This is a genomic window from Novosphingobium sp. MD-1, assembly GCF_001014975.1.
Lineage (GTDB): Bacteria > Pseudomonadota > Alphaproteobacteria > Sphingomonadales > Sphingomonadaceae > Novosphingobium.
Window position 1 is genome coordinate 239,689 of sequence record NZ_BBXA01000013.1, and the last position, 20,213, is coordinate 259,901.

Here is a 20,213-nt window from a genome sequence, read left to right on the forward strand (position 1 = left end):
CGATTCGTGTGGGCCGCTCCCTTTTCGTTATAGCATTGAATACAAAACATATTATGATACTTGAATATTCAAGTATCTAGCGTAAGCTCTCCACCATAACGGGGAGAAACCGACGGACATGGCGGACGCCATCATCATTCAGGCGATGTCGCTTGGCGGCGACGGACTGCGGGTCGCGGTCAAGGATTCGCTCGACATCGCGGGCTATCCCACGCGGGGCGGCAGCGCCGCGCTGGCGGATGCGCCCCCGGCCGCGCGCCATGCTGATGTGGTGCAGGCCGTGCTCGATGCCGGTTGCCGGATCATCGGCAAGGCCAACATGCATGAGCTGGCCTATGGCGTGACCGGCGTGAACGGCTGGACCGGGACGCCCGCAAATCCTTCGTATCCCGGCCACGTCCCCGGCGGGTCCTCCAGCGGTTCGGCGGCGGCGGTCGCGGCTGGGCTGTGCGATTTCGCGCTGGGTACCGACACCGGCGGATCGATCCGCACGCCGGCCGCCTGCTGCGGCGTGTTCGGCCTCAAGCCCACGTTCGGCCGGGTCAGCCGGCAGGGCGCGCACCCGGCGGTCTCCTCGCTCGATTGCGTCGGGCCGTTTGCCGGCAGCGTGGCGATGCTGGAGCGGGCGATGACGATCATCGATCCCACGTTCGAGATCGCGGAAAAGCCCGTGACCATTCGGCTCGGGCGCGTGGCCTGCGCCACTGACCCGGCGGTCGCGCAGGCGTTCGATGCGGCGCTCGCTGGCTCCGCCGCACATCTCACGGAAAGAACGCTGCCGGGCATGGACGCGGCGTTTGCCGCCAATATCGCCATCATCGGCGCGGAGACCTGGGCGGCGTTCGGTTCGCTTACGGCATCGCCAAACATGGGTGAGGACGTGCGCCAGCGCCTGCTCAACGCCAGCAAGGTGACGGCCGACGATCTGGCGAAGGCGGAGGACGTGCGCGCGCGGTTCCGGGCCGAAGTCGATGCCGCGCTGGAAGGTGTCGACGCGCTGGTGCTACCGACCATGCCGGTATTCGTGCCGACGCTCGACGAAGCCGCCGACGCGGCGGCCATGCTCAAGCTGACCGCGCTGGTGCGGCAGTTCAACCTGTCCGGCCATCCCGCGCTGTCGATCCCCGTGGCGACGCCTACCGGACTTCCGATCGGCATCCAGCTGGTTGGCCGCATCGGCGGGGATGCCGCGCTGTGTGCCGTGGCGCGCGCGCTGGCGCCGTCGCTGGATATTCCAACCTATCTGCAACGAGAGGAGCAGCCCTGATGAACGTGGCACTCGATGTCCGCAAGGACGTAAACGCGCTGGACCGCCTCTTGCTCGCGGTGCGCGAACAGCGCGAGACGTTTTCCGAAAACCAGCAGGTCAGCGCGGACGTGGTCCACCTGATGCGCGAGGCCGGCATCTATCGCGCCATGGTGGCGAAACGCTTCGGCGGAAACGAGATGTCGCCGGCCAGCTTCCTGCGCCTGATTGAAACGATCAGCCAGGTCGATGGCTCCTCGGGCTGGGTTGCGAGCTTCGGCTTTTCGGCGGTCTATCTGTCCGCGCTGCCGCTGCCGACGCTCGAAAAGATGTACGCCAACGGGCCGGACGTGATCTTCGCCGGCGGCATCTATCCGCCGCAGCGCGCGGTGCCGGTCGCTGGCGGGCTGGAAGTCTCGGGCCGCTGGTCATGGGGCAGCGGCTCGACCGGGGCGGACCTGATCGGCGTGGGCATCAAGGTCGAAAACGGCGCGAACAGCGGCCCTTATGCGGGGCTTCCGCTGATCGCGGTGATGCCGGCGGGCAAGGTCACGATCGAGCGCAACTGGGACGTCAACGGCCTCAAGGGCACTGGCAGCCACGACATGGTGGTCGACAAGGTGGTCGTGCCGGAGGAATGGACGTTCGTGCGCGGCGGCGCTTCGAGCCTCGATACGCCGCTCTACCGCTATCCCTCGATGCCGCTGGCGGCGCAGGTGCTGTCCGTGGTCGCGCTCGGCACCGCGCGGGGCGCGCTCGATTGCCTGATCGAGATGGCGGGCGGGCGCACCTCGATCACCGGCGCGCCCACGCTGGCGGACCGGGCCTATCTGCAGGCCGACCTGGCCAAGGCCGAAGCCGCGCTACGCTCCGCGCGCGCATTTTTCTACGAGATCACTGAGGAAGCCTATGACACGCTGGTCGCCGGCGACGATCTCAGCATCGAAACACGCGCCCTGCTCCGCCTCGCCTCGACGCAGGCGGCGCGGGTGGGCGCCGACGTGGCGCAGGCGGTCTATCGCCTGAGCGGCACCACCGGCATCGCCACGAACCACCCGATCGCCCGCCATCTGCAGGACGCGATGGTCGTGCCCCAGCACGCCTTCCTGTCCGACGGCACCTGGCAGAACGCCGGCCGCGTGCTGCTGGGCCTTGATGCCCCCGCCGGCTTCCCGTGAGCACCTCCATTCCAGACCTTCAGCAAGGATCCCCGAAATGACCGATACCAAGCCCCCGCTTCGCGTCCTGTTCTGCGGCGCCGTGCTCCAGAACTTCTTCGATCTTCCTGCCGCCGAGATCGGCAAGGTCTGGCAGGCGACCGGCGAGATGCTGAAGGGCATCCGCGATCTGCCGGGCGTGACCGTGCTCGGCACGATCGACGACGATCAGACCATGGTCGGCACATCGCCCAACGGCTGGCCGTGGACGTTCTACATCCTCGCCGAAGTGCCCGATCGCGAGACGGTCGTAGCCGCCTGCAACCTGTTCCGCACGATCGAGGTCGGGGAACATCGCCTGTGGCGCTACATGCGCGTCGAAGCGCGCATCGGGCGCGAGCTGGTGATCCCGGCGTGACCTTTCGACCAATCCTTTGTTCCAGCCCGCAAGGAGGTCTGCATGACTGATCCAGCGAACACATTGGTGCGCGAAGACCGCGTGCATACCAGCCTCTATACCGATCCCGCGCTGTTCGACGCGGAGATGGACCGGATTTTCAAGAACAGCTGGGTCTGGGTGGCGCACGCCAGCGAACTGCCCGGCCCCAACACGTTCAAGACCGCGCACGTCGGGCTGGAGCCGGTAATCGTCACGCGCGACAAGGCGGGCGAAGTCCACGTGCTGCTCAACCGCTGCCGCCATCGCGCGGCCAGCGTCTGCGAGAAGAAGAAGGGCAAGGCCTCGGTCTTCGTCTGCCCTTACCATGGCTGGAGCTACGCCCCCGACGGCGCCTTGCGCATGGTGCCGCACGCCAAGGGCTATCCCGCCGATTTCGACAAGGACGAGTTTCCGCTGCTGTCGCTGCGCACCGAAAGCTACAACGGCATGATCTACGCGACCTTCCGCGACGACATCATGCCGCTGGAGGAATGGCTCGGGCCGGCGCGCAAGTGGATCGACCTGTTCATGAAGCAGGGCGCGGGCTTCGGCGTGAAGGCGCTGGGCGAACACAAGTTCCGCTTCCCCGGCAACTGGAAGATCCAGCTCGAGAACACGACGGACGCCTATCACTTCCCGATCGTCCACAAGACCTTCCTCGACAGCCTGGACGAGGAAACCGAGGACGTGTTCGACGTGCTGGGGCAGGGCGGCTGGGTCGAGGACCTGGGCAACGGCCATTCGGTCATGGTCATGATCCCCGACCTCATCGATCTGGAAGACAACCTCGACGCGCCGATTCCCGAGCGCTTCGCCGCGCTGGCCGATGAACTGCGCGCCGAGGGGCATGACGAGGCGCTGGTGCGCAAGGTCGTGCGCGCGGTGGGCGGCACCGGGTTCAATCTCAACATGTTCCCCAACATCGCCTGTTCGATGGCGTTCTTCCGCGTGCTGCGGCCGGTCAAGGTGGACGAGACCGAGATCCAGCACATCGCCATCGGCATGGACGGCGGCCCTGCACCGGCGAACCGGATGCGTCTGCGGCTGCACGAGCACTTCCAGGGGCCGATGGGCTTCGGCACGCCCGACGACGCCGAAGGCTGGGAGCGCGTCCAGCGCGGCGCGCAGGCCGGGCAGGATGTGTGGATCATGGTCAATCGCGGCGTGGCCGCGCCCGATGGCGTGGCCGAGCCGGGCCATAACGCGGGCGACGTGTCTTCCGAAACGGGAATGCGCGCGGCCTACCGCATGTGGAAGAGGATGATGGAAGCATGAGCACTTCGGCAACCACCGCCACACTCACGGCGACTGCCGCGATCGGCCTTGACGAGGCCGCCGCCTTCATCTGGGCGGAAGGCGAACTGCTCGATCGGTTGGCATACAAGGATTGGCTGCCACTGTGGGCGGGCGGGCACTACGTGATCCCGATCGACCGCGACGCCAGCGATCCGGTCGACGCCTTGAACATCGCCTATGACGATGCGACGATGCGCGAGGCGCGGGTCAAGCGGCTGCTCTCGGGCTTCTCGATGTCGTCGGCCCCGCCGGCGCGGACGGTACGTTCCGCTTCGCGCTTCGTGGTGGAAGACAGCGCGCCCGGCGCGCTCACGGTGCGCTGCGCGCAGATCCTCGTCGAATACAAGTATGGCCGCACCCGCACGCTGGCGGCGGACGTGACCTACCGCCTCGTCCGCACCGATGCGGGGCTCAGGATGGCGGGCAAGTCCATCCTGCTGCTCAATTCCGACGAGGATCTGTTCGGCATAGGATACCTGCTGTGAAGCGCGATACCGTTCTGGTCACCGGTGGGGCGAGCGGCCTTGGCGCGGCGATCGCCCGGGAGTTCCACGCCGCCGGCTACAACGTGGGCATTGGCGATATCGACGCGGACGGCGCGGTGGCGCTGGCGCACGAACTTGACGCCAGTGGCGCCACCGCGACGGGCATCGCGCTCGACGTGCGCGATCAGGCCGCGTTCGAGGCGGCGCATGGCCTGCTCGCCGCGCGCTGGGGCAGCGTGGAAGCGCTGGTGAACAACGCCGCGCTGACCGTGGCCCGACCCGTGCTCGACATCACGCCCGACGAATTCGACGCCGTGCTCGCGGTCAATCTGCGCGGCACCTTTGTCGGCAGTCAGGTGTTCGCGCGCGCGTTCAAGGCGGCGGGCTATGGCCGCATCGTCAATCTCGCCTCGCTGGCCGGGCAGAACGGCGGCACGGCCACCGGCGCGCATTATGCGGTGTCGAAAGGTGGGATCATCACGATGACCAAGGTCTTCGCGCGCGATCTCGCGCCGTTCGGGATCACGGTCAACGCGATCGCGCCCGGGCCGCTCGATACGCCCATGGTACATCGCACGGTGCCGGCGGACCGCATGGCGCAGTTCCTGACCAACGTCCCCGTCGGCCAGATCGGCGATCCCGCGTTCATCGCGTCGATGGCGGTTCGCCTTTGCGCGCGCGATGCCACCTTCATCACCGGTGCCACCATCGACATCAACGGCGGCCTCTATATGCGGTGACGATCGCGTCGCCGGGAATTTCGTTCCGCGGTGGTGGAAATGCCAACCTGCTGGTGACTCCGATCACCGGCATGGTTAACAGAATTCCATGGTCACAAAGGGGTTCCGATCTGCGGCGGCGTTGGCGTTGCTTGCGCTGGTCTCCGCGCGGCCCGGTATGGCCCAGACGGCACCCCCGTCCGCGCAGCCGTCTGCCCCCCATGCCAGCGACATTGTGGTTACCGCACCGCCGCCCGCGCCCGGCACTTATTGGCTGGACGAAGGGCCGTGGAGCGATCCGGTTCACATCGTCGTTGGCCTGCGGCGGCAGACGCTGACGGTCTATGCCGGTGACCGGGTAATCGGCGAGGCGTCCGTGTCCACGGGCAGGAAGGGACACAGCACGCCCGAAGGCGTGTACGCGATTCTGCAGAAGCAGAAATGGCACCGCTCCAACCTCTACAGCAACGCGCCCATGCCGTTCATGCAGCGGTTGACCTGGACCGGCATCGCCCTGCATGCCGGCCACAATCCCGGCCGGCCCGCCAGCCACGGATGCATCCGCATGCCCTATGCCTTTGCCCGCGAACTGTACGATCTGACGCGGATCGGTTCGCAGGTGCGCGTGACGATGGACGATCTGGTGCCGGCGCTGGCGGTCGATCCGGCCGCGTTCGATTTCGGCGCCGATGGCGAGGTTGCGTTCCGCTTCGCATCGAACACCTATGCTCCGCGTGTTCCGATGGAACGGATGGTCCCGGTCCTTGCCGTCGATCCGGGCATCTACGACCTCTATTGAGGCGGTCGTTGCAATCCGGCGCGCCCGGCGGCAAACGCGCGAGCATGACAGAGAGTTCGCCTGCTTCGCGCCCTGCGCATTTCGACCCGCGCGGCTGGCCGTTTTTCTGGATGACGCAGGCGGTGGGCCGCTACCTGCGCAAGCTGGAACAGCACCTGAAGCGTGAGGGGCTGGATGTCGCGCGCTGGCGCGTGCTGATGTCGGTCGGCAACCGCCAGCTTGGCGTGAGCGAGATCGCCGACCTCGCCATCGTCAAGCTGCCGACGATGCTCAAGCTGATCCAGCGCATGGAAGCGGATGGTCTGGTGCAATGCGCCCCGCGCGCGTCGGACGCGCGCTATACCGACGTGTCGCTCACGCCGGCGGGGCAGGAAGCGTGCGATCGGGCCTGGACCGTTGCCAACGCGATCTACCAGACGGTCTTTCACGACATCCCCTCCGAAGACGAAGCCCATCTCAACGATGTGCTGAAGCGGGTGTTCGAGCGGCTGGGATAGCCGGGCCAAACCCGATCGCCCGATAAGAACTTGCCCGAAGCGGATTAAGCAGGCTTGATCACCGCAAAGCTTGCGGGGGTATGGCGATGGGCGACGGCGAAGCGCGGCGGCTGGGGATGGATATGCCCATCGCGCGCCGGGATTTCATGCAGGGCATGGCCGTGGCGACGGCGGTGGGCGCGATGCCGGCGACCGCTTCCGGCCAGGTTGGTTTCGTGCCCGACGCGGCATCCTATCCGCCGTTGCGGACCGGCCTGCGCGGACAGTATCCGGGCTCGTTCGAGGTGGCACACCTGGCGCGCGACGGCGGTTTCACCGGCCCCGTCGTGGCGGACGATACGGGCGAGCATTACGATCTGGTGGTGGTCGGCGGGGGCATATCGGGCCTTTCCGCCGCGTGGTTCTACCGCAAGGCGCTGGGGCCGGACGTGCGCGTGCTGGTGCTGGACAACCACGACGATTTCGGCGGCCACGCCAAGCGCAACGAGTTCCGGCACGAAGGGCGCACGATCCTGGCTTACGGCGGCACGATGAGCATCGAGACGCCGTTTCCCTACAGCCATTCGTCCAAGGCGTTGCTGGCGGACCTCGGCATCGTGCCATCGACGTATGCGCGCTACGACCGCTCGGCGCAGGTCTATGCCGGGCTGGGGCAGGGTGCGTTCTTCGACAAGGAGCACTTCGGCGCGGATCGCACCGTTGCGGGCATGAACCGGCGGCCGTGGGCCGAGTTCTTCGCCGCCGCGCCGCTGACCCCGGCGGTGCGCGCGGACCTGACGCGGCTCTATACCGAGAAGGTCGATTACCTGCCCGACCTCGCGCCCGAGGCGAAAGTCGCCGCGCTCCAGCGCATGAGCTATGCGGATTTCCTGCTGAAGCACGCGCGGCTGCGGCCCGAAAGTCTGCCCTGGTTCGCGGGGATGGCGTTTCGCAACAACATGCGCGTCGATACCTGCCCCGCCTATACTGCCGCGCGCGGTGGCCGGTCGCCCGGTTTCGCGGGGATGGCGCTGCCGCACCCGATCGAGGCGGAGGCGGAGCATTTCCACTTTCCCGATGGCAACGCCTCGATCGCGCGCCTGTTGGTCAACCGTCTGGTGCCCGGCGTGTTCGGCCCCGCCGCGCTCGATCAGGAGACGATCGTGCGCGCGCCGGCCGACTATGCGGCGCTCGACCGGCCTGACAACGCGACGCGCGTGCGGTTGAGCAGCACGGCGATCCGCGTCGAGCATCTCGGCGCGCCCACCGTGCTGACCGAGAAGGCGGTACGGGTCGTCTACATGCGGGACGGCAAGCCCCGGTCGGTCACCGGAGCGAACGTGATCCTGGCCTGCTTCAACAACATCATCCCGCATATCGTGCCCGAACTGCCGGAGGAGCAGAAAGCGGCGCTGCGCTATCCGTCCAAAGTGCCGATGCAGTACACCAACGTCCTGCTGCGCGACTGGAAGGCATGGAAGGCGCTGGGCGTGCGCTCGATCAGCGCGCCCAATGGCTATCACACCTCGGCCTCGCTCGACACGGCGATGGCGATCGGCGGCTATGCCAGCGCGATGGACCCGTCCGAGCCGGTGGTGGTGCATATGGTGCGCAATCCCAACCAGCAGGGCCTCTCGCGCAAGGACCAGAACCGCGCGGGGCGCGCCGACATGCTGGCGACGCCGTTCGAAACGATCGAGCGCGAAATCCGCGCGCAACTCCAGCGGATGCTGGGCGCGGGCGGGTTCGACGCGCGGCGCGATATCCTGGCGATCACGGTCAACCGCTGGCCGCATGGCTATGCCTACACTTACGACACGCTGGGCGATCCGGACATGCCCGATGCGCAGCGCCCGCATGTGATCGGTCGCCGCCCGCTTGGGCGCATCGCCATCGCCAACGCTGATGCGGGCGCGGCGGCGTTCACCAATGTCGCGATCGACGAGGCGGAGCGCGCGGTGCAGGAATGCCTCGTCAGCCGGGGGCTGACCTAGGCCGTACCCCGCAGGATGGTCACGAAGGCCGATACCAGCGCGCTGCGGCTGCGGTTACGCAACAGGTGGATGGCGTCGCGCGTCTGTTCGCCCTCCGGCAGCGGTAGCGTGGCGAGCGTGCCGTCGGCGCAGGCGCGCGCCGCCAGCGATCGCGGCACGACGGTGATGGCCAGGCCGCTGCGCGCCATGTCGAGGCAGGCGGCGGTGGAATCCAGCTCGTAATCGGGGAACAGGCCGGCGGCGAAGCGCGCGCGCAGGGCACGCGGAAAATTGCTGCCCGGTGCCGGGCGGGGCAAGGCCCAGCGCCAGGCCGCCGTGTCGGGGCGTCCTTCGGCGGCCAGCAGGGGATGATCCGCGCGGCAGACCACCACCAGCGGCTCGGACGGCAGGGGAATGCACAGCACCTCGTCGGCATGGCCTGATGTTGCGAACTTGGCGCGATCGCACACCACCAGATCGAGGCGCCGGTCCACCAGCGTTTCCAGCAGTTGCTCCGACGGCCCGCCGGTCACGGTCACGCGCACCGCCGGGTGATCGCGCGCGAAACGGATGATGGCGTCAGTCAGCAGGGGTTGCAGGGGATAGGGGCCGGCGCCGATGCGGACGGTGCCGGTGGTCGGCTGCTTCAGCCCGCGCGCTTCCTGTTCGAGATTGGCGGCGGCGGCGATCACGTCGCGCGCGGAGCGGATGAGGCGTTCGGCGGCGCCGGTCGGCCGGACATAGTGCGTCGAGCGGTCGAACAACGGGGCATCCAGTTCGCCTTCCAGCTTCTGGATCGACCGCGTCAGGGCGGACTGGGTGAGGCCAAGCTCGTCCGCCGCCCGCGCGAAATTGCCGATGCGGTAGAGCGTTTCGAAATGGCGGAGCCGGCGCAGGTTCATCAACAGTCACCATATCATTCCTGTTTTGCATTACCAAGCCATCGGACATTCGCATAGCGTACAGCGCATGAACGGCACTTTCCTTGACTCGCGGACCCGGCGCGCCACTTTCGCGCGGCTGGAAGCCGGCGTGTTCGATCTTGCGGTGATCGGTGGCGGGATCACCGGCGCCGGCATTGCCCGCGATGCCGCGATGCGGGGCCTTTCGGTGGCGCTGGTGGAAGCGCGCGATTACGCCAGCGGCACCAGCAGCCGCAGTTCCAAGATGATCCATGGCGGGCTGCGCTATCTGGCGCAGGGCGATGTGGCGCTGGTCAAGGAGGCGGCGTCGGAGCGGCAGATCCTGCGCCGCATCGCGCCGCATCTCGCGCGGCTGACGCCGTTCCTGATCCCCACCGTGTCGATGGCGATGGCGGCCAAGCTGCGCGCCGGGCTGTGGACGTTCGAGAAGCTGGGCGGCGTACCCGAAGCCGAACGGCACGAGGCGATCGGCCTCGCGGAATTGCGCCGGCGCGAACCGCTGATGCGCACCGATGGCCTCAATGGCGCTATCCTCTATCCCGAATTCCTGACCGACGACGCGCGGCTGGTGCTGGCCAATATCCGCGCCGCGCAGGCGGCGGGCGCGGTGGTCGTCAACTATGCGGCGGCGGCGGAACTGACCGGTGACGGCCTCGTGGCGCGCTCCACGCTGGAGGGCGAGGCGCTGGAGGCACGGGTCCGCGCGAAGCTGGTCGTCAATGCGGCGGGCGCGTGGGTCGATCGTGTGCGGGCGCTGGAAGCGGGGGAGGGCGATACGCGCCTTTCGCTCAGCCGGGGCATCCATCTGGTGCTGCCCCGCGCGCGTGTCCCGGTCAACGCCACGCTGATCCTGCGCGCGCCGGACAAGCGGAGCATCTTCGCCGTGCCGCGCGGCGCGTTCACGTACCTTGGCACGACCGATGTGTTCCATGCGGGATCGGATTACTGGCCCGCGCCCGAACGGTCCGACATCGACTATCTGCTGCGCGCGACGGAGAAGGCGCTCGACATTGCTCCGATCGCGGATGGCGAGATCGAGGCGCTGTGGTCCGGCGTGCGGCCCTTGATCGCGCAGCCCGGCAAGAAGGCCAACGAGGTTTCGCGCAAGGACGAGGTCTGGACATCGCCCGGCGGGCTGGTGTCGATCGCGGGCGGCAAGCTCAGCGCCTATCGCGCGATGGCCGAGCGGGTGGTCGATCTGGTGGTCGAACGGACTGGCGCCGCTGCCCGCGTCTGTGCGACGGCGGATGTGCCGTTGCCCGGTGGGGAGGCGGCTCCCGATCTGGCGGGTATCGCCCCGGTCGCCGCCGAGCGGCTGACGGGGCTTTACGGCAGCGAGGCGCCGGAAATCGTTGCCGATGGCGGCGACGTCGCGGCCGAGGCGCGCCGCGCGGTCACGCACGAGGGCGCGGCGACGCTGGAGGACTACTGGGTCCGCCGCAGCGCGCGCGCGTGGTTCGATCATGGCGCGGGGCTGGATACGCTGGAGCCGGCGGCGGCGGCGATGGGCACGCTGCTGGGATGGAGTGCGCAGGAACAGGCGGATCAGGTCGCCCGGTGCCGCGCGCTCGAACGGGCCAGCCGGCGTCTGCTGGAAGCGACGCCAGGAATGGAAATACAAGCCTGACACGCATCGCGTGGCCAAGGTACAGGGAGAATGCAGGCAATGAAGGCTATCGGAGAAGCGCTGGTGAGCGCGCTGGGCGGCGACAAGGTGGCCAGCGATGGCGATGCGCGGAACGCGCGCCGGTACGATCAGTGGGCGGTCAAGCATCTGCGCGACTGGCGCGGGGAAGCGGTGGCCGCGCCGGGCTGGATCGTGCGGCCCCGATCGGTCGCGGACGTCCAGAAGGTCGTGCGCCTGGCGAACGAACACCGCGTGCCACTGATCCCCTATGGCCTTGGCAGCGGCGTCTGCGGCGGGATCGAGCCGACGCAGGATGCGATCCTGCTCGACATGGGCGCGATGAACAAGGTTCGCTTCATCGACAGCGACGATCTGCTGGCGAGCTTCGATGCCGGGCTGAACGGGATGGAGGCCGAGGAAGCCGTGGCGGCGCAGGGCCTCACCATCGGCCACTGGCCGCAGTCGATCGCGATCAGCAGCGTGGGCGGCTGGGTGTCGACGCGCGCTTCGGGCCAATTCTCGACCGCCTATGGCAATATCGAGGACATCATTCATTCGATCGAGGCGGTGTTGCCCACGGGCGAGCTGGTCACGCTGGGCAAGGCGGTGCGCGCGGCGGCGGGGCCGGATCTCCGGCACCTGCTGATGGGCGCGGAAGGCACGATGGGCGTGGTTACGGGGGTCACGCTTTCGTTGCGTGCCAAGCCCGAACAACGCGGCTACAGCATCTTCTATGCCGATGACATGCAGGCCGGTTTCGAGGCGCAGCGCCGGATCATCCGCGCCGATTGGCGTCCGCCGGTCATGCGCCAGTACGATGGCCGCGAAGTCCGCCGCCTGTTCCGCGACTACGAACGCGGCGGCAAGGCCATGCTGCTGATGGTGCACGAAGGCCCGCAGGCGCGGATCGACGCTGAATTGGCGGCGATGCACGAGATTGCGGCCGCGTCCGGGCTGGAGGCGGGCGATCCCGCCGCCGCGCGGCAATGGATCGAACGGCGCAACCATGTGCCGAGCTGGCGCGAGATGTTCGAGCGCGGCTACATCGCCGACACGGTCGAGATTTCCGGTCGCTGGAGCGAAATCGGCGCGATCTATGACGATGCGATCGCCGCGCTGAACGCGCTTCCGGGGGTCGTGAACGCGTCGGCGCACAGCTCCCATGTCTATCGTTCGGGCATCAACCTCTATTTCAGCTTCGCCGCGACCTTCGACGATACGGCGCAGATGGAGCCGGCCTATTTCGCTGGCTGGCGCGCGATCATGGAAGCGACGGCACGGCATGGCGGCGGCGTGGCGCACCATCATGGTGCGGGGCGGTTGCGCAAGCCCTACCTGCACCATGATCTGGGGGATGAAGGCGTGGCGCTGTTGCGGCGCATCAAGGCGGCGCTCGATCCGCAGGGCATCATGAATCCCGGCAACCTGATCCCCGATGCCTGAACTGCTGCTGGCGCTCGATGCGGGCACCACCGGCGCCCGCGCCATGCTGGTCGATCCGGCCGGCACAGTGCTGGGCATCGACAAGCGGTCGATCGTCAGCACCTATCCCGCCCCGGGTCTGGTCGAACAGGACCCGGCCGGCGTGTGGGACATATGCCGCGCCGTGATCGCGGGCGCGCTGGCGGCGGCGGGCCGCACGATGGCGGATGTTGCGGCCATCGGCGTCACCTCGCAGCGCGCCAGCGTGGTGGTGTGGGACCGGCACACCGGCCAGCCGGTCGCGCCGATGCTGGTGTGGAGCGACCTGCGCGGCATGGGCGCCTATCGCGATCTGCGCGCGGCGGGCTTTACCGCCTGGCCGCAGGTGCCCTCCGCCAAGCTTCCCGCCGCCATCGCGCTTTCCGGCAAGCCGGCGGCCGATCTCCAGTGGGGAACGCTCGATAGTTGGCTGGTCTATTGCCTCAGCGGCGGCGCGGCGCATGTGACCGACATTTCCTGCGGCTGGATGACGGGCTATTTCGACTACGCCGGCGGCGAGGGCTGGAACCCGGCCCTGCTGGAGTATCAGCGGCTGCCCGAAAGCATGTTTCCGGCGCTGATCGAAAGCTGGGGGCCGATCGCGCGGACCGCGCCCGGAGTGCTGGGCGCAGTGGTGCCGATCACCGCGCTGATTGCCGACCAGCAGGCGGGCATGGTCGCGCATGGCGCGCTCGAACGCGGCGCGTGGAAGGTAACCTATGGCACTTCCGGCGTGCTGATGGCGAACACCGGCGATCAACCGATGGCGCCCCACTTCAGCATGCCGGCCGAAGCACTGGCTTTTGCCGGAGGCGAGCGGCTGTTCTGCATCGAGGGGATGGTGATCACGGCGGGATCGCTTGTGGAATGGATGTGCGGTGCGCTGGGGCTGTTCGCATCGCCCTCTGTCCTGGAGGCCGCGGCGGCCTCGGTCGCGGATAGCGGCGGGGTGATCGTGCGGCCTTCGCTGGCGGGCATGGGCGCACCCCACGGGCGCTTCGATGCGCGCGGGATGATCGCGGGGTTGAACCTTGGCAGCGGCCCGGCGCAAGTCGCGCGCGCCGCGCTGCAGGGAATCGCGCATCGCTTTCGCGATATTGTCGACGTAATCGAAAAGGCGCTGCCGGTGCCCGAAGCGCTGCCCGCCGATGGCGGGCTTTCCGCCAGCGATACCCTGCTGCAGTTGCAGGCGGATACACTCCAGCGCCCGGTGCGCCGCCATGCCGTGCCAGAGGGCACGGCCTATGGGGCAGCGCTGGCGGCCGGGCTGGGGGCGGGGCTGCTCGACGCGGCCGACCTGTCGGCCGTCGTGCGGTATGGCCGTGAATTCCACCCTGCGGTTACGCGCGACCAGGCCGACGCCGCTTACGCCGCATGGCGGGCGGCGGTCGACGTCGACGCGTGACGGATGGCCTTCGCTACCGGATCAGGGTGCGCCGTTGACCTCGCGCCAGAGCGTGCGCACCATGTCCTGCATCCGTTGCGCTTCGTCCCAGCGGTTGCCAAGCTCCGACCCGTCGGGCGCAGTGATCGCGTAGGGCGGCGGCCCCAGTTCGCACATGAAAGGGAGCGCCTCATCCGATCCGGCCCGTTCAAGCCACAGCTCGAAGCCCCGGCGCCACCATGCGCGATGCTGGTCGCGCCAGGCATGGTGCTGCGGCGCGTCGAAGGTGACCTGCACCTGATGCGTTGTGGAGATGCGGCCGTGGAAGTTGCGGCAATTGCGCAGGATGCGCTCGATCGCTGCCAGCTGGTCCGCGCGCAGCGGCAGCTCCATTTCGCCCGCCACGGGATAGTGCGAAAGATCGCCCGTCAGCGGCAGGTCGGGCCGCGCTTCCAGCAGGCGCAGCGTGAACAGCAGGTCGTTGGTCAGCCGGCCCCGGTGGGTTTCGAACCACACCGGCAGCGGGGCGCGTTCGGCCAGCGGAAGCAGGCTGTCGACCAGCGCGAGCGCATCCGTGAGGTGGGCCACAGGCCCCGCGATCTGCACGTTGAGATGGTGCGCGCCCAGCCGGTGCGCTTCGGCGATGGCGGCGGCGAGCTGATCCGCCGAATGGACCAGGACCTGCCCTTCCCACGCCAGCCCGCGCGGGTTCATCGCCCGGACGACGCCCGCGGTCCGGGACGCGCGCACGATATTCACGCCAACGCCGTCGAACCCGGCGGCGATCACCCGTTCCAGCGCGGTGTCGAGGTCGTTCTCGATGTCGAAGCCCGGGCATTTGTCCAAACCCCAGACAGACTGCAAGACCAGCAGGCGCGCCATTGTGCTCTCTCCCTGATAACGTTGTCATAAGAACGGCAGGGAGCGGCGTGTCAACCCGTTGCGAGAGGATCCCATGACTGAACAGCCCACGGCCCCGTCGCCTGTCCTGGAGCGCTATCGGCGCTATGCCCTGTGGGTTCTGCTGGTGATCTACATCCTCAACTTCCTTGATAGGCAGATCGTTTCGATCCTGGCGGAGCCGATCAAGCACGATCTCCATCTGGCCGACTGGCAACTGGGGGTGATGAACGGGCTGGCCTTCGCCCTGTTCTACACCGTTCTGGGTATTCCGATCGCGCGGCTGGCGGAGACCGGCAATCGCCCGCGGATCATCGCGGCGGCGGCCGGGGTGTGGAGCCTGTTCACCATGGCCTGCGGCTTTGCGCAGAACTTCGCCCAGCTCGTGTTGTGCCGGGTTGGCGTGGGCGTGGGGGAGGCGGGCGGCACCCCGCCGGCCCATTCGCTGATCACCGATTACACCCCGCGCGAAAAGCGCGCGTCCGCCCTGGCCTTCTATGCGCTGGGCACGCCGCTGGGCGGTCTGTTCGGCATGGCGCTGGGCGGGATGGTGGCGGATGCGCACGGCTGGCGCGCGGCGTTCCTGCTGGCGGGCGTACCCGGCCTGCTGATGGCGCTGGTGGCGCGCTTTACGCTGATCGAGCCGCGTAGCCGGTTGCGCGCCGACATGATCGCAACGGCCGTGGCGCGCATTCCCTTTCGCGACGCTATCGCCGAGATCAGGGGCAAGCGGACGTTCTGGCTGATCGCCTTCGCCGGGGCGATCAAGGCCTTCATCGGCTATGGCGCGGCGACGTTTCTGGCGCCGTTCTTCTTCCGCAACCACGCCGCCGAGCTGATCCCGCTGGCCGATGGCTTCGGCCTGGGGCTGACCGGCTTTCTCGGGGTCACGCTGGGGATCGTGCTGGGCCTGACCGGCGCAGCTGGCACCTGGCTGGGTGGCTTTCTGGCGGATCGCCACGGCGCGCGCGACTTGCGCGCCTATGTGGCGATTCCGGCAGTGTCCACGCTGCTGGGCATTCCTTTCTATATCGTCGGGCTGCTCACGGAATCGGCGGTGTTCGCCCTCTTCATGTTCGCGTTCCCACCCGTGCTGAACACGCTGTGGTATGGCCCGAGCTATGCCGCCGTGCAGGGTCTGGTCCAGCCGCAGACACGGGCGACGGCCGCGGCGGTGCTGCTGTTCCTCGTCAACCTGATCGGGCTGGGTCTGGGGCCGCTGGGCGTCGGCGCGGTGAGCGATCTGATCGGTAATACGTTCGGGCTTGGGCCGGCGGAAGGCGTGCGCTGGTCGCTGCTCATCTTCGTGCTGTTCGGCGCGGTGGCGTCGGCGCTGTTCTGGATGGCGCGCGGTTCGATCCGCGAAGAGATGGTAAGCTGAACCAACCCCAACCTTGCCGGGCGCGCGGCGTCAGTGGGCAAGGACGGGGGATGCGCCATCCTGGTCGCCGCCGATCGCGGTGAAGCGCGGCAGCAGCAGGTGGATGACGCCCAGCGCCGCCAGATAGGTGACGGCGCAGATCAGCAGCATCGGCAAATAGCCATGCCCGGCATCGAGCGACCAGCCGGTGAACTCGATCATCGCCATGCCCGAAAGGTTGCCGGCAAACGCGCCGATGCCGATCGCCGAGCCGACCACGCGCGCGGGAAACACGTCGGTCGTGAGGCCGAACAGGCTCGTGGAAAAGCCCTGGTGGGCGAACAGCGCGACGCCGACGATGAATGCGGCAAGCCACGGGCTCTGCGCATGGATAAGCAGCGGCACGGGCAGCACCATCACGGCGTAGATGAGCATCGTGACCTTGCGCGCCGCGTTGACGCTCCAGCCGCGCCCCATCAGTGCGGCGGGCAGGAAGCCGGCAGTGATGCCGCCGACAGCGGCCATGGCATAGACCAGCGCCACGGGCAGCCCCAGCGCGCTCTGGTCCAGCCCGAACACGCGGTGGAACAGGTCGGGCAGGAAGAACAGCAGGAACCACCAGACCTGATCGGTCAGCGCCTTGCCAAGGATGATGGCCCACTGGCGCCGGTCGGTGAGCAGCGCGCTCCACGCCATCGTCGGCGCTTCGGCATCGGATTGCGGCTGTTCGGGCAGGCGCACCGCCAGCCAGACCACGACCCACACCAGACCCAGGCCGCCGGCGATCAGGAAGGTCGCCTTCCAGCCCATCATTAGCGCCATCAGCGGGATGAGCAGCGGCGTGAGGATCGCGCCGACGTTGGGCGCGATCCCGCCAAGCCCCAGCGCGATCGAACGTTCGCGCGGCTCGAAATACGTGGCCGCCGTCTTTACCGCGGCCGGCGTGCCGATCGATTCCGCCACGCCCAGCACGGCGCGGACGCCCACGAACCCGCCGACGGAGGAGACAAAGGCATGGGCCATGCCGGCCAGGCTCCACACGCCGACGCCCAGCGCGAAACCGGGGCGCAGCCCGACCTTGTCGATGAACCAGCCGGTGCCGAGAAAGGCGATCGCGGCAGCGAACTGGAAAGCCGACGCCATGTGGCTGTAATCACGGTCCGACCAGTGGAACTCTGCCTGGAGCGTGGGCTTCAGCAGCGCGAGAATCTGGCGGTCGACGTAATTGAGCACGATGGCGACAAAAACGAGTCCCACGACAAGCCATCGGCGTCGATCGCTGACCTGCGACATCCTGCATTCTCCCCAACGTCACTCTTTATCGCGTATAGGATAACGTTGTCATACGCAGAAAGACAAGGACAATCGTCCCCGGAAACAATTACCCTTCGCCGGGCGCTGAGGTCGATCCGCGCACGATGAGTTCGTGTGCCAGGAGCCGGCGCTCGATCCGGTCGGCGGCGCCGATCAGGAGGTCCGCCGCCGCATAGCCGAGAGCGTGGACGGGCTGGCGGATGGTGGTGAGCGGCGGCCAGACGACTTGCGCCAGATCGTTGTCGTCGAAGCCCGCCACGGAAAGATCGCGCGGCACGGCGATGCCCTTGCGGTGCGCGGCGGCAAGCACGCCGGCCGCGATCTCGTCGCTGCTGGCGAAGATCGCGGTGGGCGGATGGTCCATTGCGAGCAGCGCTTCCGCCGCTTCCACGCCCGACTGGAAGTCAAACCGGCCAGGAGAAACCAGCGCCGCATCATAGCCGAGGCCGGCGCGCAGCAGCGCTTGCCGGTAACCGGTCAAGCGCTGGGTGCTGGCGGCATACCCCGCGTGGCCGCTGACGAAGCCGATGCGGCGATGGCCGAGCGAAATGAGGTACGAGGTCATGTCATCGGCGGCCTGCACGTTATCGATGCTGGCCGCGGAGGTGGCGGTCAGGTCCGTGCCGGGCTGGACGCGCACGATCGGAATGCGCCGCCTTTCGAGTTCCGCGAGGACCTCCACGGAATCGCTTACCGGCGGGGTCACGATGATGCCGTCCAGTTGCACCTGATCGACCAGTGCGCCGATATCGCCCAGCAGGCCCGGCGCGGCGATGTCGCAAGGCTGCACGATCATGCGATAGCCGGATTCGCGGCAGCGCTGCCCGACCCCTGCCTGCATGTTGTAGATGTAGAACGGACTGGGATTGTCGTGGATCAGGCCGATCTGGAACGACCGGTGCCCGGCCAGCGTGCGCGCCGCCAGATTGGGATGATAGTTGAGCTGCGCGACGGCTTCCTCGACGCGGATGCGCGTCTCCTCGCTGACATAGCGTTCCTTGTTGAGAACGCGGGAAACCGTCTTGATCGAGACGCGGGCGGCTTTGGAGACATCCTTGATGGTGACGCGGCTCATGCGTGTGCGGCGCTTCTCTTGTGCTTGCATCCCCCGGCCCCGAACGTCGCAACCGGATCGGATCGTTGTCGGGAAGCCCCGTCTGGCACAGATGCGCGCCTGCTGGCAATGCCGACGCCTTGCGCAGGTTCTCGTCAGAGAAGTTGGGCCCCGATCCAGCGGATCGCCCTGGCGGGCGCCGTTATGAGCGCCACGATCCAAGACTCGAACAGCTTCATGAGCGAATTCGCAAGTTCGCGGTAAAGGTCGAGTCCTGTCAGGATGGCGGGGGTGACAAGGTCCACCTGCCGGCCTGCGCGCGCGGCTTCCTCGATCCCCGTTACGCCCTCGATGATATCCAGCACAAAGCCGGAGAAAAAGATGACGAGCGAGAGAGACGAAACGAGGATCGGCAATATCATGCCGCTGACGCGCAAGGTTGACACGATCGCTTCCCGCGCGAAGACGGCAATCAGCACCACCATCGCGGGTAACAGCGCGGACCTTGCCTTAGCCAGGAGCGTATCGATGGCCTGCGCCGGGTCAAGTTGTCCGGCGAGCGCCGTCGACGGTCTGTAGTGCACATAGGTGCGTGTCGCATTCAGCAGAACCTCGCCACCACTCAACGGTCCAAGCGGGGTCAAGTGCGTGTCCAGCCCCTGGGCCGACGTAGAGGAAATGATGACGGTGCGTCCGGCAAGCCGATCCTTCGGTACCACGAAGTCCTGGCCGTTTAGCATTCGCGAAGCCACCAGGTATTCAAGCGCATTGTCCGCGTCAGGCCCAGTCAATCCGGCCGATACCGGAGGAAGCGAGTAGAAGATACCCGTACCCTGGCGCGGGGGCATCCCCGGCGGCGGCGAAGGATGGCCGTCCCTTCCGGTCACGAGCTGCGCGGCGAGTGCAGGCGCGGTTGCAACACGAACCGGACGCGCCGTCGGCCGACTGGCGAAACGCTGCAATACCTGCGCGGGGTAATCGCGCACCAGACCGTCGCCGGAAGCCGCAGTCACCGTGGCGAACGCCGCCATTCTGATCCGTCCGCCGGTACTGGTGCAGCCGTCGTTGGCTGCGACCAGCCCGTTGGAGTTCTGGTCGGGTCGGGTATCATAGGGGAGGACGATCCACGGCCCATCAATCTGCGCCAAAGCGCCACACATGGCCTTTCTTTCGCCGTCGTCACCGGGCAGCGGGACATCGACGAGGATGGCAGATGCGCCCTTGCTGGCGATTGCCTTCACCAAGGGGACGATGATCCGGTCGGGTATGGGGCGTCCGCTGTCGCACTGCCCTGCCGGTGCAAACGCTGCGCAAGCCGCAGGATCAACGTCGACCAGTGCGTAGCGATCGGCGGGTGACCCGCTTGCTTCGCCGCCGCCCAGCAGGAAAACGAATATCCTGCTGGTGAAGTCTGCACCAGCACGTTCGGCTGCCGCGATAGAGGTGAAGCCGGCGGCGAGGCCGATGGTCACGCACACCGAAACCACGAGGCTGAACAGCAAGCCGGCGCCAGCATGCACGGCTGCCCGGCGCAACCACTCCGAAGACGAATCTGCGCGGTGTTGTCGATCGCTGCTGGAAGTCATGAAAGCCCTTTTGA

18 protein-coding genes are annotated in these 20,213 nt (G+C 67.6%); 13 read left to right on the forward strand and 5 right to left on the reverse strand.

Going from position 1 to position 20,213, the window contains the following annotated elements; all coding sequences use genetic code 11:
- Positions 1 to 118 precede the first annotated feature (118 nt).
- The 9 genes from NMD1_RS01635 (at position 119) to NMD1_RS01675 (ending at position 8,611) form a co-directional block, all read left to right on the forward strand.
- The gene (locus NMD1_RS01635; protein WP_125953336.1) at positions 119 to 1,267 is read left to right on the forward strand and encodes an amidase; all 1,149 of its coding nucleotides are present in this window, start codon (positions 119 to 121) and stop codon (positions 1,265 to 1,267) included.
- The gene (locus NMD1_RS01640; RefSeq protein ID WP_125953337.1) at positions 1,267 to 2,424 is read left to right on the forward strand and encodes an acyl-CoA dehydrogenase family protein; all 1,158 of its coding nucleotides are present in this window, start codon (positions 1,267 to 1,269) and stop codon (positions 2,422 to 2,424) included. The genes NMD1_RS01635 and NMD1_RS01640 overlap by 1 nt, the downstream gene beginning before the upstream one ends.
- Before the next feature lie 37 nt (positions 2,425 to 2,461).
- Positions 2,462 to 2,821 (forward strand): hypothetical protein, encoded by a 360-nt coding sequence (locus NMD1_RS01645; RefSeq protein WP_125953338.1) that lies wholly within the window; start codon positions 2,462 to 2,464, stop codon positions 2,819 to 2,821.
- Positions 2,822 to 2,863: 42 nt separating this feature from the next.
- On the forward strand, positions 2,864 to 4,117 hold the full coding sequence (locus NMD1_RS01650) for a Rieske 2Fe-2S domain-containing protein (protein WP_125953339.1): 1,254 nt from the start codon (positions 2,864 to 2,866) through the stop codon (positions 4,115 to 4,117).
- On the forward strand, positions 4,114 to 4,623 hold the full coding sequence (locus NMD1_RS01655; RefSeq protein WP_125953340.1) for an aromatic-ring-hydroxylating dioxygenase subunit beta: 510 nt from the start codon (positions 4,114 to 4,116) through the stop codon (positions 4,621 to 4,623). Before NMD1_RS01650 ends, NMD1_RS01655 begins: the two co-directional genes overlap by 4 nt.
- The gene (locus NMD1_RS01660) at positions 4,620 to 5,363 is read left to right on the forward strand and encodes an SDR family NAD(P)-dependent oxidoreductase (protein ID WP_233497293.1); all 744 of its coding nucleotides are present in this window, start codon (positions 4,620 to 4,622) and stop codon (positions 5,361 to 5,363) included. The genes NMD1_RS01655 and NMD1_RS01660 overlap by 4 nt, the downstream gene beginning before the upstream one ends.
- An 88-nt stretch (positions 5,364 to 5,451) precedes the next feature.
- Positions 5,452 to 6,141 carry a L,D-transpeptidase family protein gene (locus tag NMD1_RS01665; RefSeq protein ID WP_125953342.1) on the forward strand — a complete coding sequence of 230 codons (690 nt, stop codon included), beginning with the start codon at positions 5,452 to 5,454 and terminating at the stop codon, positions 6,139 to 6,141.
- 44 nt (positions 6,142 to 6,185) lie between these two features.
- Positions 6,186 to 6,638, forward strand: coding sequence for a MarR family winged helix-turn-helix transcriptional regulator (locus tag NMD1_RS01670; protein WP_125953343.1), 453 nt, complete (start codon positions 6,186 to 6,188; stop codon positions 6,636 to 6,638).
- Positions 6,639 to 6,724: 86 nt separating this feature from the next.
- A complete protein-coding gene (locus NMD1_RS01675) occupies positions 6,725 to 8,611 on the forward strand; it encodes an FAD/NAD(P)-binding protein (RefSeq protein ID WP_233497294.1) in 1,887 nt (628 codons plus the stop codon).
- Here the strand turns inward: NMD1_RS01675 and NMD1_RS01680 are convergent.
- Positions 8,608 to 9,492, reverse strand: coding sequence for a LysR family transcriptional regulator (locus NMD1_RS01680; RefSeq protein WP_147457722.1), 885 nt, complete (start codon positions 9,490 to 9,492; stop codon positions 8,608 to 8,610). The genes NMD1_RS01675 and NMD1_RS01680 overlap by 4 nt on opposite strands.
- 67 nt (positions 9,493 to 9,559) lie before the next feature.
- Here NMD1_RS01680 and NMD1_RS01685 point away from each other — a divergent pair, with 67 nt between their 5' ends.
- From NMD1_RS01685 to NMD1_RS01695, 3 genes are read left to right on the forward strand one after another with little or no spacing between them, the layout of a single operon-like run.
- Complete coding sequence (locus NMD1_RS01685) at positions 9,560 to 11,140, forward strand: glycerol-3-phosphate dehydrogenase/oxidase (protein ID WP_125953345.1); 1,581 nt, start codon at positions 9,560 to 9,562, stop codon at positions 11,138 to 11,140.
- Between the two features lie 39 nt (positions 11,141 to 11,179).
- Positions 11,180 to 12,583 carry an FAD-binding oxidoreductase gene (locus NMD1_RS01690; protein ID WP_158453847.1) on the forward strand — a complete coding sequence of 468 codons (1,404 nt, stop codon included), beginning with the start codon at positions 11,180 to 11,182 and terminating at the stop codon, positions 12,581 to 12,583.
- On the forward strand, positions 12,576 to 14,006 hold the full coding sequence (locus NMD1_RS01695; protein ID WP_125953347.1) for an FGGY family carbohydrate kinase: 1,431 nt from the start codon (positions 12,576 to 12,578) through the stop codon (positions 14,004 to 14,006). Before NMD1_RS01690 ends, NMD1_RS01695 begins: the two co-directional genes overlap by 8 nt.
- A 21-nt stretch (positions 14,007 to 14,027) precedes the next feature.
- Here the strand turns inward: NMD1_RS01695 and NMD1_RS01700 are convergent, their stop codons facing one another.
- On the reverse strand, positions 14,028 to 14,867 hold the full coding sequence (locus NMD1_RS01700; protein ID WP_125953348.1) for a sugar phosphate isomerase/epimerase: 840 nt from the start codon (positions 14,865 to 14,867) through the stop codon (positions 14,028 to 14,030).
- A gap of 73 nt (positions 14,868 to 14,940) precedes the next feature.
- Here NMD1_RS01700 and NMD1_RS01705 point away from each other — a divergent pair, with 73 nt between their 5' ends.
- Positions 14,941 to 16,266: an MFS transporter gene (locus tag NMD1_RS01705; RefSeq protein ID WP_125953349.1), complete on the forward strand. Its 1,326-nt coding sequence runs from the start codon at positions 14,941 to 14,943 to the stop codon at positions 16,264 to 16,266.
- A 30-nt stretch (positions 16,267 to 16,296) separates the two neighbouring features.
- Here NMD1_RS01705 and NMD1_RS01710 read toward each other — a convergent pair whose 3' ends face one another.
- The 3 genes from NMD1_RS01710 to NMD1_RS01720 all read right to left on the reverse strand — a co-directional run bounded on the left by NMD1_RS01710 (position 16,297) and on the right by NMD1_RS01720 (position 20,199).
- Positions 16,297 to 17,538 (reverse strand): MFS transporter, encoded by a 1,242-nt coding sequence (locus tag NMD1_RS01710; RefSeq protein WP_125953350.1) that lies wholly within the window; start codon positions 17,536 to 17,538, stop codon positions 16,297 to 16,299.
- Positions 17,539 to 17,626: 88 nt separating this feature from the next.
- Entirely contained in the window at positions 17,627 to 18,634 is a 1,008-nt protein-coding gene (locus NMD1_RS01715; protein ID WP_125953351.1) for a LacI family DNA-binding transcriptional regulator, read from the reverse strand.
- 134 nt (positions 18,635 to 18,768) lie between these two features.
- Complete coding sequence (locus NMD1_RS01720) at positions 18,769 to 20,199, reverse strand: CHASE2 domain-containing protein (protein WP_125953352.1); 1,431 nt, start codon at positions 20,197 to 20,199, stop codon at positions 18,769 to 18,771.
- Between the last annotated feature and the right edge of the window lie 14 nt (positions 20,200 to 20,213).

Bases quoted from the DNA above. Each gene is read 5' to 3' on its own strand.
- NMD1_RS01635 (WP_125953336.1), top strand. From the start codon at position 119: ATGGCGGACGCCATCATCATTCAGGCGATGTCGCTTGGCGGCGACGGA.
- NMD1_RS01640 (WP_125953337.1), top strand. From the start codon at position 1,267: ATGAACGTGGCACTCGATGTCCGCAAGGACGTAAACGCGCTGGACCGC.
- NMD1_RS01645 (WP_125953338.1), top strand. From the start codon at position 2,462: ATGACCGATACCAAGCCCCCGCTTCGCGTCCTGTTCTGCGGCGCCGTG.
- NMD1_RS01650 (WP_125953339.1), top strand. From the start codon at position 2,864: ATGACTGATCCAGCGAACACATTGGTGCGCGAAGACCGCGTGCATACC.
- NMD1_RS01655 (WP_125953340.1), top strand. From the start codon at position 4,114: ATGAGCACTTCGGCAACCACCGCCACACTCACGGCGACTGCCGCGATC.
- NMD1_RS01665 (WP_125953342.1), top strand. From the start codon at position 5,452: ATGGTCACAAAGGGGTTCCGATCTGCGGCGGCGTTGGCGTTGCTTGCG.
- NMD1_RS01670 (WP_125953343.1), top strand. From the start codon at position 6,186: ATGACAGAGAGTTCGCCTGCTTCGCGCCCTGCGCATTTCGACCCGCGC.
- NMD1_RS01675 (WP_233497294.1), top strand. From the start codon at position 6,725: ATGGGCGACGGCGAAGCGCGGCGGCTGGGGATGGATATGCCCATCGCG.
- NMD1_RS01680 (WP_147457722.1), bottom strand. From the start codon at position 9,492: ATGAACCTGCGCCGGCTCCGCCATTTCGAAACGCTCTACCGCATCGGC.
- NMD1_RS01685 (WP_125953345.1), top strand. From the start codon at position 9,560: ATGAACGGCACTTTCCTTGACTCGCGGACCCGGCGCGCCACTTTCGCG.
- NMD1_RS01690 (WP_158453847.1), top strand. From the start codon at position 11,180: ATGAAGGCTATCGGAGAAGCGCTGGTGAGCGCGCTGGGCGGCGACAAG.
- NMD1_RS01695 (WP_125953347.1), top strand. From the start codon at position 12,576: ATGCCTGAACTGCTGCTGGCGCTCGATGCGGGCACCACCGGCGCCCGC.
- NMD1_RS01700 (WP_125953348.1), bottom strand. From the start codon at position 14,867: ATGGCGCGCCTGCTGGTCTTGCAGTCTGTCTGGGGTTTGGACAAATGC.
- NMD1_RS01705 (WP_125953349.1), top strand. From the start codon at position 14,941: ATGACTGAACAGCCCACGGCCCCGTCGCCTGTCCTGGAGCGCTATCGG.
- NMD1_RS01710 (WP_125953350.1), bottom strand. From the start codon at position 17,538: ATGTCGCAGGTCAGCGATCGACGCCGATGGCTTGTCGTGGGACTCGTT.
- NMD1_RS01715 (WP_125953351.1), bottom strand. From the start codon at position 18,634: ATGAGCCGCGTCACCATCAAGGATGTCTCCAAAGCCGCCCGCGTCTCG.
- NMD1_RS01720 (WP_125953352.1), bottom strand. From the start codon at position 20,199: ATGACTTCCAGCAGCGATCGACAACACCGCGCAGATTCGTCTTCGGAG.